Raw genomic sequence first — 12,038 nt, 5'->3', positions numbered from 1 at the left:
ACACAGGCTATGATTAGCTGTGATAACTGCTTTTTGTTTAATAGGATAAAGTCTCCATATCTCTTAAACCAAGCCCCGTAGCAACCGCATTTCCCCATTCAGGATCGGCTTTATAAAAATGGGCGATTTGACGAAGTTTGATTTCATCCTTTTCAACCGGTTTCATGGCATTCACAATATTATTTACCAAGCGCCCGCGTTCTTCTGCACTAAGTAACCGATACAAGTCACCAGGTTGAGTGTAATGGTCATGATGGTCATAAGGGACACTGTCGGCTGAACCGGATACCTCAAACGTAGCTGTCTTGTATGCTGCAGATTCAGTCGCCCCGTTGTAACTATTCGGTTCATAATACATTGAACTTCCTCCGTTGCGATCATAACGCATTTGACCGTCACGCTGGTTATTATTCACTTCGATAACGGGTTTATTAATAGGAAGCGTGTTATGATTTGTTCCAACCCGATAGCGGTGTGCATCGGCATAGGCGAATAAACGACCTTGAAGCATTTTATCCGGAGAAGCTTCAATACCGGGTACGAAGGCTCCAGGAGAGAAAGTTGCTTGTTCGACTTCAGCGAAATAATTCTGCGGATTACGATTGAGGACCATACGTCCAACCTCGATAAGAGGGTAGTCTTTTTGCGACCACACTTTGGTTACATCAAACGGGTCGAATCGATAAGTATCCGCATCTTCCAGCGGCATGATTTGAACATACAACTTCCACGCGGGGAAGTCTCCTTTTTCTATAGCTTGAAACAAATCCTCAATGTGATAATCCGGATTTTCGCCGGCCAGTTTAGCAGCTAGTTCGACATCCAGATTTTTAACACCCTGTTCCGTTTTGAAATGGTATTTTACCCAAACTCCTTGCCCATCTGCATTGACCCACTTAAACGTATGGCTTCCATAACCATGCATATGACGTAAAGTAGCAGGGATACCGCGATCAGACATCAAGATGGATACTTGATGCAAGGACTCGGGAGACAATGACCAGAAATCCCATACCGCGTTTGGATTTTTAAGGTGGGTTTGAGGATGTCGTTTCTGAGTATGGATGAAATCCGGGAATTTAATGGCATCTCTTATGAAGAAGACAGGCGTGTTATTTCCTACTAAGTCATAGTTCCCTTCTGCGGTGTAAAACTTGACGGCAAATCCACGAGGGTCACGCACGGTATCTGCAGAGCCAAGTTCGCCTGCAACCGTCGAGAAGCGGATAAATAAGGGCGTGCGTTTACCAACCTCGGATAAAAAGTCGGTTTTGGTATATGAGGACACATCGTGGGTTACTTCAAAATATCCGTGTGCACCGGCACCTTTGGCATGAACAACCCGCTCAGGGACACGTTCACGATTGAAATGGGCCAGCTTTTCAAGAAGATGGACATCTTGAATGAGTGTTGGACCTCGAGAGCCGGCAGTCATAGAATTCTGGTTATCTCCAACCGGGGCTCCCCAACTTGTCGTTAATTGGCCATGCTTGATTTCCAATTTAAATACCCCCAATATGTAAAATTAGTACATTAGAAACATCTTATTATCCATTTTGTATTTTGATCAATATCGGTCTATCTATATTTGACATAGTTATCGTTTATATCTTTTTAGAAGTCAGTGTAAGAAGAGGTGAAGGAGCTGAATTCCCCGCAGATATAAGAAATCCCCATGACAGATATTGACAAAGGCTTATTGATAGATACGAGTGGGAGGATTTAAGCTGTTACTACATAGATAAGCAGACAAATGAGAGGTCCGTCCTGCGATGCAGGGCGGACCATTATTTTTAGCTGTTTACATATTTTTCTGCTGAACGTTTACGAAGGCCGAGGGCGGTAATGCCAATCCCGAGAAGGGAAGCGGCAATCGGAACCATCATCGCTGTGCGGTAGCCGTCGAGCAGGGCTTGCGGGGATTTGTCCAAACCTGTAGCGCCAATCTGCACAGCGGTCACGACCGCCAAACCGAGTGCGGCGCCAAATTGGAAGGAGGTATTCAATAAACCGCTGGCGAGCCCTTGCTCTTCTTCCGCTATTCCGTCCGTGGCGGCGATGGTTAAAGGTCCGTAAGTCAGCGAAAAGGCGAGGCCCGTCAGGATCATCGTCGGGAACATCGCTGCATAGGTCCAGTCCAAACCGATGGGAAGAAAAAGGGCGTAGGCTAATGCAGCGAGGCAGAACCCGCCGAAAATCACCGGAATATTGCCGAAACGGTTTACCAGCTTGGGGGTCAGGGTAGGTGCGAGTATGGAATCGACACCGACGGCGAGCAGGGCAAGACCCGTTTCAAGAGATGACCAGCCGCGCAGTTCTTGGAGGTAGAGCACTGTCACGAATTGGAACCCGAAAAAAGAGCCGGCAAACAACATGGCACCCAGGTTCGCGCGCACGAGTGAGCTGGCAGAAAATATGCCAAGGCGTACCAAGGGGGAAGCCGAGCGTCGTTCGATCGTTGCGAAGAGACCAAAAAGCAGGGCACTGCAGGCCAGGATTCCGGCGGTCCAGCTCCAGCCCAGGTTGGAGGATTCCACGACACCGTAAACCAGAAGCAGCATGGCCGCCGTGACGCTGACTGCTCCGGCCAGATCGAAGCCTTTGGAGGAGGCCTCCGGCCGACCAGAGGCCGGTATGAGGCGAATCGCGGCTAGAAGAATCACGAATGCCAATAGAACCGGACCAAAGAAAACCCAACGCCAGTTAATCTCACTTAAGATGCCGCCGACCACAAGACCGAGTGAAAACCCGGCGGCCGCTGTCCCGGCATAAACGAGTAAGGCCTTGTTACGTGCAGTCCCCTCCGCAAAGCTTGTCGTGATGATAGATAAGCCGGCCGGAGTCATGAACGCTGCACTAATGCCTGTAACAAACCGGGCGGTGATCAGCATCCAGCCTTCGGTCGATAATCCGCCTAACCCGGAGAAAGCAAAGAAAACCGTGAGCCATAGCAGAAACATTTTTCGGCGCCCGAACAGGTCGGCTGCCCGGCCTCCCAGCAGCATGAAGCCGCCATACCCGAGTACATAGGCGCTGACTACCCATTGCAGCGAACCGGTCGACATGCCCAGTTCAGCACGGATCGAGGGCAGAGCCACGCCCATCATCGACACGTCGATCCCTTCCAGAAAAATTGCGCCGCACAAAACGAACAATAAGCCCCAGGAAAGCTTGCCGGAACTTTGAGACGTTTGACCGTTTGCCTTCATTTGATATGTCCTCCTCATTATGAATAATCATCCATTTTCGGAACCGGCTCGATCGGGTCTGCCGATTTCCTTATTGGCACAAGGAGATTATGTATCATATAATCGAGGAACAGAAGTACGCACTTTTTTGTGTCATTTTCACCAAAAGGTAATATAGGAACCAAAAAGTACCTATTTTGATCGGGGGAAAAAGTGCCATGAAAACGAGTATGCCGCAAGCTTTTAATATACCGATAGAAGCGACCCTGGAAGTCATCGGGGGGAAATGGAAAACGCTCATTTTATGCCATTTAACCTATGGAGCGAAACGAACGAGCGAGCTGAAAAAGTTGACCCCGGGCATCACGCAAAAAATGCTGACTCAGCAGCTTAGAGAGTTGGAGGAGGATGGGGTCATCATCCGGACGGTATACAACCAGGTCCCGCCGAAAGTCGTTTACGAATTGAGCGAGCTGGGCCAATCTCTTCGGCCGGTCATCGATGTGATGTGCCAGTGGGGAGAGCGGTACATCCAGGGATCAACCGAGAACCAGGCAAGCTCGAACATGTGACGTAAGCCGCGGAGAAACTAAAAAAAGAGCTCAGCCACCAGGCTGAACTCTTTTTTTTTATTCTATATTTATGAGTGGCGAATGTTATGAATCCGACCAACAGGCACATTTAGGATTGATAAAAATACAAAATAATGGCGGCGGCCACAAGCACGCAGAAAAGGGTGAAAAACGTAATTTTCCATCCGCTGCGCGGGACCTTGCCGCTGATGCTGCCCGTCTCTCCGTTGACCATATACCGATAAACCTTCTCCTTGTACGTATAAGAGGCATTCCAAAGCGGCAGCAGGATATGCTTGTAGGTCCGCTCGGAGTATTGGGTATCGATGCTGAGGTTGCGCAGTTCGTCCCCGCCGATTTGCCGGCGTATCGAATCTTCCAGGCTGTCGTCCATCCGGGATACCGCGTCGCTCCAACCCTCACGCAGGGGCACGGTATACCTTTCGGCCACAAAACCGCTTAAATATTCAGGCTTGTAGGGTCGGAGGTCCTCCAGGCTGAAATCGTCAAACTGCTCCATCAAGCGGGTGTCGTGCTGTTTGGAAGCAGGAACAAGCACATCGTTGAAAAATCGATCGTAGGAGCCGGATGTCCAGTGCCACACGGTGTACCGAACCTGCTCCTCGTACGTCTCTGTTTTCCCGTCAACAGTTCGGGTACGCGTCTCAGTGCGGTAATGATAGGTACCCACCTCTGCCGAATAGTCGGAATCGGTTTGGGCATCAAAGGTCCAGAAGGGGACATAAATGCCGGAAACATTCGAGCGGGTCTGCTGCTTTTTGAAGGCATTGGGCACGAACCATTTTTTCTTCTTCCACTTCAGGAACAGGGCGTTCGCCTCATCCTTCGAGATGTGAAAGGGGATGATGGATTCGGGCCGTATGCTGTCCGGATCCCCTTGGGGCAGGACCTTGGGGGAACCGCAAAATGCGCATAGAGCCGCCGTCTGCGCGACAGGCAGGAGCATTTGGGCCCCGCAGTTCTCGCATTGGACCGCCTGCTGCTCGGTCCCCCAGTCTTTCAAGGCCTGATCTTGTTCATCCGCAAAATCGAGCTCATACTCGGTGGGCTCGGACAGATAACGGGGCTGTTCAATGGGAGCCAGGCTTCCGCAATACGTGCATTTCATCTGCTGGGTTTCGGTATCAAAAATCATTTGCGCCCCGCAGCCCGAGCAGGGGAAGCGGATCGGTGCTTCGACGGACATAAGCGCTCTCCTCTACACTTTATTGCCGCAGCTCGGACAGAACTTCATCGTGCTGCTCAAGCTGCCCCCACACTCTGTGCAAAATTTTTTCTCCAGCCGCGGCGTACCGCATTCCGGGCAAAATTTCTCGGAGGGTTTGAGCCCGTGTCCGCATTGGGCGCAGGGCTCGGTATCAACGGGGGACGCCGGATGGGCAGGCGCGGCAGACTGGGGCTCCACAGCATCCGCCGAGGGCTTCATCGCTTGATTGAACATTTGCCCCATGGCCATGCCCGCCCCGAGGCTTGCCCCGGCGCCAGCAAGCCCGCTGTCGGGATTGTTGGCTGCATCGCGAAGCGATTCGGCGGCCTGAAACTTCATGTACTGATCGAGATTGCCGGCAATGCTCATGGATGATTTCCGGTCAATCATCTTTTCAACTTCCTCCGGCAAGGAGATGTTTTCGATAAAAAATCCGGACAGGGACAGACCCATGCCATTGAAAATCGGCTCCAGCTTGGTCCGGAGGGCGGAGCTCAGCTCGTCGTACTGCACCGCAATATCCATGATCGGAATTTTGGCCTCGCCAATCAGGTCACTCACACCGGACACGATCACCGATTTGAGATAACCGCCGATTTGATCCGAACTGAATGAGGACTGGGTCCCGAAGATTTCCTTAAGAAACAAGGCCGGGTCCTGCACGCGGAACGCGTAGCTGCCGAATCCCCGCATCCGGATAGCTCCGAATTCAGGATCCCGCATCATAATGGGGTTGGTCGTTCCCCATTTCTGATCCGTGAAATTACGCGTGTTTACAAAATACACATCTGCCTTAAACGGCGAATTGAATGCATATTTCCATGACTTTAACGCCGTCAGAACCGGCATGTTCTGCGTGCTTAAGGTATACGTGCCTGGGCCGAATACATCGGCGATCTGGCCCTCGTTCAGAAAAATCGCGGCCTGCGATTCCCGCACCGTCAGCCTCGCACCCATTTTGATCGCTTTGTCGTAGACCGGAAACTGGTGCACGATTTCATTGGTGTCGTCCGTCCATTCAATAACCTCGATAAATTGGCCTTTAATAAAAGAAAACAAACCCATCGTTCAACCTCCATCTTGATTCCAGTTATCTCCATTATACGTGATTCCGGTTTGTCCGTCTCAACGAATCGACGAAGGTTCAGCACCATACGCCACCATTGGACAAAATATGTCGGGGATGATAGGGGAAGTTTACACATTCTTATCTCTAAAAAAAGAACGACCTGTATGGCTTCACCCATACAGGTCGTCTTTATGTTCGCATCCGGAGAACCGGGATAGGCGACTATTCGAGATACATCCGCTTCAGCTTTGTCTGCTCATCTTTGCTTAGCCCCAAGCCTTTTTCCAGGAAGCCCTGGATCGAGCCGTATTTCTTGGCCATTTCGTCGAAAGCAGCGTTGATATATTCCGGGCGGACGTCCATTAACGCTGTGATGACTTCAATCGCATTCTCGTCCGTCAAATTAAACTGCTTCACCATGGCGTCCACAGCCGCCTTGTTGTATGCTTCGCGGTATTTGTTGCTGAGCATGAAATCCTGGACTACGGTTTCTTTCGGAACGCCGAGTGCAAGCAGCATCAAGGCCGAGCCGAGGCCGGTGCGGTCTTTACCTGCGGTGCAGTGCTGTACGAGCGCCGCGGATGCCGGATCCAGCATCATGTCGAACAATTTCACGTAAGCCGAAGGGGAGTCGACCATGTCGCGGTTGGCGGCGGTCAGCACGTCGCCAGGCTTGCCCATTTTGTCGAACTCGCCGCTCTCCATGAAGCTCATGATGTCAGTGCCGCTGCCGGATTGGCCGAAGACCGGGTTGCGGACATAGGCAGTGCCGGGAATCGCCGGATCGGGCTTGGATTTCACTTCATCGTCCGTGCGGTAGTCCACGATCGTCTTCAGGCCGCTCTTTTGCAAATAGGCGATGTCGCTTGCCGTCAGGCCGGCGAGTTCATCCGAGCGGAACAGCTTGCCCCACTTGACTGTTTTGCCGTCCGCCGTTTTGTAGCCGCCGAGATCGCGGAAATTGGTGGCGCCTTGGAGCGGCAGCAGGCGTTCGGCGGTTGTGATGGCGCCGCCGCTTGCCGCCTTCACTTTAAAGTAAACCCGGCTGCCCGGATTCGGATCCTTCGTTGGCAGGCCGCCAAACGAGGCGTAGGTACGGGCAAGCTCCTTCCAGCCGCTGTCCGGACTCTGGCTCCAGTAAACTTTAACCGGTCCCAGATTGGCGGTGGTCTGCCAGTGCAGCGTCAGCGTACCGTCTTTGGCCCGTTCCACGGCAGCCCCGGTAAAGCTGCCCTGCTTGGCCTTGGCTTGAATACCGGACGCGGGCGCTTTGCCCGCAGGTGCAGCTGCGCTGGCCGTGGCTGCCGACAGCGGCGCAGCCGAAAGCAGCAGGGCCGTGCCCAGCAGAATCGTTTTTTTCATCATGGTCGTTGTTCTCCCCCTCTGGTCTTGGAAAAATGCATGTTGTCCTCTTTATGATGAGGGAGAAGTGTTGGCATCATGTTATCCGAGCATTAGCGGAAGGTAAAATTGTGTCAGTATTTACATAAATCACGATAAAAGGTGTCAGATTTAAACGAACCATGATACAGAATTCTTGCGGATGTGGGTCTGAGCAGAGGAAATTCGGCATACAGGGAGGGGGTTCCCGACCAGTGTCGAATAGTTACTTGGAAGTAAAAGGAACAGGGGGGATGGAGATGAAAGTAAAACGGATTGTCACGAACATTCATACGGAGGATCTGGCGGCTGCCCGTACTTTTTACGAGGACGTGCTCGGTTTGGAGAAGTGGATGGACCACGGATGGATCGCCACCTATGGGACCGATGCCCGTATGGATGTTCAGGTCAGCGTCGCATCGGAAGGGGGCTCGGGCACCCCGGTGCCGGACCTGTCCATCGAAGTGGATGACGTCGACGAAGCTCTGAACCGTATGAAGCAGGCGGGCTTTCAGATCGAATACGGTCCGGCGGATGAGCCGTGGGGCGTGCGCCGTTTCTATGTACGGGATCCTTTTGGGAAACTGATCAATATCCTGGCCCACAAGCCGTAAAATAACAACAAGGAAGTGTGATACATCCATGATTCGAAGGTTTTTCGCGTACTACAAGCCGTACAAGGGGCTGTTTATCCTTGATTTCGTGTGCGCGGTGTTCGCCGGGCTGCTGGAGCTGGCTTTTCCGCTGGCCGTCAGCCATTTTATCGATAACCTGCTGCCCAGCAAGGACTGGGCGATCATCGTCGTCGCCTGTCTGGCGCTGCTGGCCATTTACGGGCTCAATATGGTACTGCAGTATATCGTGACCTACTGGGGTCATATGCTGGGCATCAACATTGAAACGGATATGCGTAAAAAGCTGTTCGACCATATCCAGAAGCTCTCGTTCCGTTTCTTCGACAATCATAAAACCGGGCATTTGGTCGGGCGGATCACCAATGATCTGAACGACGTCGGCGAGGTGGCCCACCACGGGCCGGAGGATGTCTTTATTGCGGTTATGACGCTGATCGGCTCCTTTGCGCTGATGGCTTCCATTAACATGGAGCTGGCGCTGCTGACCTTTATTATTATTCCGGTCATGGCCTGGGTGATCATTCACTTCGGGGGACGAATGACCACGACGTACCGGCGGCTGTTCGGGAACGTGGGGAATTTCAATGCCCGGATCGAGGACAATGTCGGCGGAATCCGCGTCGTGCAGTCCTTTGCCAATGAGGAGCATGAGAAGAAGCTGTTTGACGTCGACAACCAGAACTTCCGCCAGACCAAGCTGATGGCTTATAAGACGATGGCGAAAAGCATGTCGGTGACCTACATGATGATGCGGCTCGTCACCGTGTTCGTAATGCTGTGCGGCGCCTGGTTTTTCCTCAGCGGACGGATCGAGCTGGGCGAGTTCATGGCGTTCCTGCTGCTGTCCAACGTCTTTTTCCGCCCGATCGAAAAGATCAATGCGGTCATCGAAAGCTACCCGAAAGGCATCGCGGGCTTTCGGCGGTATTTGGAAATCATGGATACCGAGCCGGACATTGCGGATGCTCCGGATGCAGTGGAATTGGATCGGGTTGTAGGGAATATCCGTTACGAAGGCGTCACCTTCGGTTATGATCCGGCCAAACCGATCCTGAACAATATTGATCTGTCGATCCGGGCGGGGGAGACCGTCGCGTTTGTCGGTCCTTCCGGAGCGGGGAAAACGACGATCTGCAGCCTGCTGCCGCGCTTCTATGAACTGGATGGGGGACGGATTACGATCGACGGCATCGATATCCGGGACATCAAGCTGGATTCGCTGCGGCGGCACATCGGCATCGTGCAGCAGGACGTGTTCCTGTTCTCCGGGACAGTGAAGGAAAATATCGCATACGGCAATTTGAATGCCACCGATGAGGAAATTTGGAAGGCGGCGGAGCGCGCATCGCTGGCCGAAGTGATCCGCTCCATGCCGGAGGGCATGGATACGGTCATCGGCGAGCGGGGTGTGAAGCTGTCGGGCGGACAAAAGCAGCGCTTATCGATCGCCCGGATGTTCCTGAAGAACCCGCCGATCCTTATCCTGGACGAGGCAACGTCTGCGCTCGACACCGAGACGGAAGCCGCCATTCAGCAGGCGCTGACCGAGCTGTCGCAGGGGCGCACGACGCTGGTCATCGCTCACCGGCTGACGACGATCCGCAACGCAGACCGCATTATGGTCGTGAATGAACAGGGTATTGCCGAGGAGGGCATGCACCAGGAGCTGATTGCCGCCGGCGGCATATACAGCCGGCTGCACCTGGCCCAGTCGCAGCATTCGTAATATCGGATTGAACCGCATTTAGCGGAGGCATTTCTTGCGATATAAGGAAGCCAATTCTCCGAAGCCGATACCTTCCTTAATCATCAAAAAGGAGCTCCACGATTCCCGTGGGGCTCCTTTACGTTATTCATCTTTTTGGGCCAAGCTGACTTTGTGCAGCAGCAAGATCAGCTGATCATGCTCCTCCGGGGTCAGATACCGGGCTAGAGTCCGGTTGGATTCATCCAGGATCGCATGCAGCTGAGGCTGTACTTCCTTGGCTTTGGAGGTGGGAAACAGCAGCTGGGAACGCCGGTCATCCGGGTCCGGCTTGCGCTCGATATAACCTGACGCCTCCAGCTGTTTAATGGAACGGGCCGTGGTGGCTTTGTCGAATTTCAACTGCTGGGTCAGCTGTTCCTGCGTAATTCCCGGTTGATGCAGGATGGCCTTCAGGAAGCTGTGCTGTCCGCCGCCGCCGATGCCGTAAGGAGCCAGTTCCTTGGCGAGCCTTTTCTGGTTCTGGCGATGGATGTACGAGATCAGCTTGCCAATCGGTTCTTTGTCTGGCATTACATCGGCACCTTCTTTCATCATGAAGTGGAGGGACAACGGGAACGATAAACTCAAGTTCAGCAAATATTTTATCTCAAAATGGTTGCAAGCGCAACTAATATAAGGTACACTGTTACTGCTAATTAGTTGCGCATGCAACTAATAATGATGAACAGGAGCAGGAGGTACCACATGAGTTCAATACAGCGGACGTACCAAGAAGATGCGAATATCCAGAAGAAGCGCTGGATCATCCTCATTGTTCTGAATTTATTTACATTTATGTCCACACTGGATGGAAGCATCGTCAACATCGCCCTGCCGGTGCTGTCCAAACAGATGGGATTGCCGATCGCCCAGATCGAATGGGTGACGACGGGGTACCTGATGGCGATCTGCGCGGTCATTCTTTTCTTCGGAAAATTGGGCGATATCGCAGGCAAGATCCGTATTTTTAAAATCGGCACGATCATCTTCATTATCGGATCGCTGCTGTGCGGGTTCAGCACAACGCTGCCGTTCCTGATCGTCTCCCGGGTCATTCAGGCGCTTGGAGCGTCGATGACCATGGCGAACAGCCAAGGGATTTTGACTGATATTTTTCCGGCGAAGGAGCGGGGGAGGGCGCTGGGGTTGATCGGCACGTTCGTTTCTCTCGGGAGCATTGCCGGGCCATCCTTAGGCGGCATCATCATTTCATCTCTCGGATGGGAGTACATTTTCTGGGTTAACGTACCGATCGGTTTGATCGCGATCATCATGGGGTGGAAGGTGCTGCCGGCGGATTTGATCCGGGTCAAGGCCAAGATCGACGTGCCGGGAAGCTCGCTGTTCGCGGTATTTATCATCACCTTGTTCGCAGGACTGCTGCTCGGCCAGCAGGCCGGATACGGCAACGTCTGGATTCTGCTCGCTCTTGCCGTCGCGCTGGTGGCGCTGGTCATCTTCCTTCGCACCGAAGCGGTTCGCAAGGACGCGCTGCTGGATCTGTCGCTGTTTAAAAATCCGCTCTTCTCCATCAGCATTCTGTGCGGCTTTCTCGTCTTTACGGCCAATTTCTGCTTCAACATCATCGCGCCGTTTTACGCCCAGAACATGCTGAATTTATCGCCGTTTGCCGCCGGCTTCCTGCTGATGCTCTTCCCGATCTGCATGGTCATCGTGGCGCCGGTGAGCGGCGCTTTATCGGACAAAATCGGCTCGGAGCTTCTCACCTTTGCCGGCTTGGTCGTGATGGTGATCGCCCAATTCGGCTTGGCCTGGCTGCATGAAGGAAGCAGCCTCGTGCTCGTCGGGCTGTGGATCGCCATGCTCGGCATCGGCAGCGGCCTGTTCCAGTCGCCGAACAACTCGCTCGTCATGTCCCAAGTGCCGCGCACGCAGCTCGGCTCAGCCGGGAGCGTCAACTCTTTGGTGCGGAACGTGGGCATGGTCGTCGGCATTACCGTAGCAACGACGATTTTGTTCCACGTCATGAGCCTCCGCGCCGGCCGGCGGGTGACCGGGCTGGTGCCGGGGCATCCCGACATTTTCTTAAGCGGCATGCACGCCGTGTTCAGCACGTCAGCCTGCATCTGCCTGGTGGCCGCCGCCTTAACGGGCTGGCGCATGTACCGGGCGAAGGCGGGGAAGCGCCGGGAGGTAAAGGCTTAATTTTTAAGATGAAAAGCCAGTTTAATACTGAAAACAACCGTCCGAAAAAGGAC

At 53.2% G+C, this 12,038-nt stretch carries 10 protein-coding genes; 4 read left to right on the top strand and 6 right to left on the bottom strand.

Annotation, left to right across the window (positions count from 1 at the left end; translation table 11 throughout):
- Positions 1–37: 37 nt before the first annotated feature.
- Both katA and KI379_RS32425 read right to left on the bottom strand, forming a co-directional pair.
- Positions 38–1,495 (bottom strand): catalase KatA, encoded by a 1,458-nt coding sequence (gene katA / locus KI379_RS32430; protein WP_212986126.1) that lies wholly within the window; start codon positions 1,493–1,495, stop codon positions 38–40.
- 298 nt (positions 1,496–1,793) lie between these two features.
- Positions 1,794–3,209: an MFS transporter gene (locus KI379_RS32425; RefSeq protein WP_089549816.1), complete on the bottom strand. Its 1,416-nt coding sequence runs from the start codon at positions 3,207–3,209 to the stop codon at positions 1,794–1,796.
- 197 nt (positions 3,210–3,406) lie between these two features.
- Between KI379_RS32425 and KI379_RS32420 the strand changes: the two genes are divergently transcribed.
- Entirely contained in the window at positions 3,407–3,760 is a 354-nt protein-coding gene (locus tag KI379_RS32420; protein ID WP_076176215.1) for a winged helix-turn-helix transcriptional regulator, read from the top strand.
- 109 nt (positions 3,761–3,869) lie between these two features.
- Here KI379_RS32420 and KI379_RS32415 read toward each other — a convergent pair whose 3' ends face one another.
- From KI379_RS32415 to KI379_RS32405, 3 genes are all read right to left on the bottom strand, one after another.
- Positions 3,870–4,967 carry a hypothetical protein gene (locus tag KI379_RS32415; protein ID WP_212986115.1) on the bottom strand — a complete coding sequence of 366 codons (1,098 nt, stop codon included), beginning with the start codon at positions 4,965–4,967 and terminating at the stop codon, positions 3,870–3,872.
- 12 nt (positions 4,968–4,979) lie between these two features.
- Positions 4,980–6,053, bottom strand: a complete 1,074-nt coding sequence (locus KI379_RS32410) for an SPFH domain-containing protein (protein WP_212986114.1) — start codon at positions 6,051–6,053, stop codon at positions 4,980–4,982.
- Between the two features lie 226 nt (positions 6,054–6,279).
- On the bottom strand, positions 6,280–7,422 hold the full coding sequence (locus KI379_RS32405; RefSeq protein ID WP_244879527.1) for a tyrosine-protein phosphatase: 1,143 nt from the start codon (positions 7,420–7,422) through the stop codon (positions 6,280–6,282).
- Between the two features lie 275 nt (positions 7,423–7,697).
- On the opposite strand from KI379_RS32405, the gene KI379_RS32400 reads away from it, so the two are divergent.
- Entirely contained in the window at positions 7,698–8,051 is a 354-nt protein-coding gene (locus KI379_RS32400; RefSeq protein ID WP_089549818.1) for a VOC family protein, read from the top strand.
- A gap of 28 nt (positions 8,052–8,079) precedes the next feature.
- Complete coding sequence (locus KI379_RS32395; RefSeq protein WP_192717493.1) at positions 8,080–9,798, top strand: ABC transporter ATP-binding protein; 1,719 nt, start codon at positions 8,080–8,082, stop codon at positions 9,796–9,798.
- A gap of 123 nt (positions 9,799–9,921) precedes the next feature.
- Here the strand turns inward: KI379_RS32395 and KI379_RS32390 are convergent, their stop codons facing one another.
- Positions 9,922–10,350: a MarR family winged helix-turn-helix transcriptional regulator gene (locus KI379_RS32390; protein WP_212986113.1), complete on the bottom strand. Its 429-nt coding sequence runs from the start codon at positions 10,348–10,350 to the stop codon at positions 9,922–9,924.
- A 174-nt stretch (positions 10,351–10,524) separates the two neighbouring features.
- Here KI379_RS32390 and KI379_RS32385 point away from each other — a divergent pair, with 174 nt between their 5' ends.
- Positions 10,525–11,985, top strand: a complete 1,461-nt coding sequence (locus KI379_RS32385; protein WP_200634434.1) for an MFS transporter — start codon at positions 10,525–10,527, stop codon at positions 11,983–11,985.
- Positions 11,986–12,038: the final 53 nt, after the last annotated feature.

The sequence above is a fragment of the Paenibacillus cineris genome, from assembly GCF_018333335.1.
Lineage (GTDB): Bacteria > Bacillota > Bacilli > Paenibacillales > Paenibacillaceae > Paenibacillus_AQ > Paenibacillus_AQ favisporus.
This window is presented reverse-complemented; position numbering and strand designations above follow the sequence as displayed.

What these genes read in the sequence shown, in the direction of transcription:
- KI379_RS32385 (WP_200634434.1), top strand. Translation starts at nt 10,525, where the DNA reads ATGAGTTCAATACAGCGGACGTACCAAGAAGATGCGAATATCCAGAAG.
- KI379_RS32390 (WP_212986113.1), bottom strand. Translation starts at nt 10,350, where the DNA reads ATGCCAGACAAAGAACCGATTGGCAAGCTGATCTCGTACATCCATCGC.
- KI379_RS32410 (WP_212986114.1), bottom strand. Translation starts at nt 6,053, where the DNA reads ATGGGTTTGTTTTCTTTTATTAAAGGCCAATTTATCGAGGTTATTGAA.
- KI379_RS32400 (WP_089549818.1), top strand. Translation starts at nt 7,698, where the DNA reads ATGAAAGTAAAACGGATTGTCACGAACATTCATACGGAGGATCTGGCG.
- KI379_RS32425 (WP_089549816.1), bottom strand. Translation starts at nt 3,209, where the DNA reads ATGAAGGCAAACGGTCAAACGTCTCAAAGTTCCGGCAAGCTTTCCTGG.
- KI379_RS32415 (WP_212986115.1), bottom strand. Translation starts at nt 4,967, where the DNA reads ATGTCCGTCGAAGCACCGATCCGCTTCCCCTGCTCGGGCTGCGGGGCG.
- KI379_RS32395 (WP_192717493.1), top strand. Translation starts at nt 8,080, where the DNA reads ATGATTCGAAGGTTTTTCGCGTACTACAAGCCGTACAAGGGGCTGTTT.
- KI379_RS32405 (WP_244879527.1), bottom strand. Translation starts at nt 7,422, where the DNA reads ATGATGAAAAAAACGATTCTGCTGGGCACGGCCCTGCTGCTTTCGGCT.
- KI379_RS32420 (WP_076176215.1), top strand. Translation starts at nt 3,407, where the DNA reads ATGAAAACGAGTATGCCGCAAGCTTTTAATATACCGATAGAAGCGACC.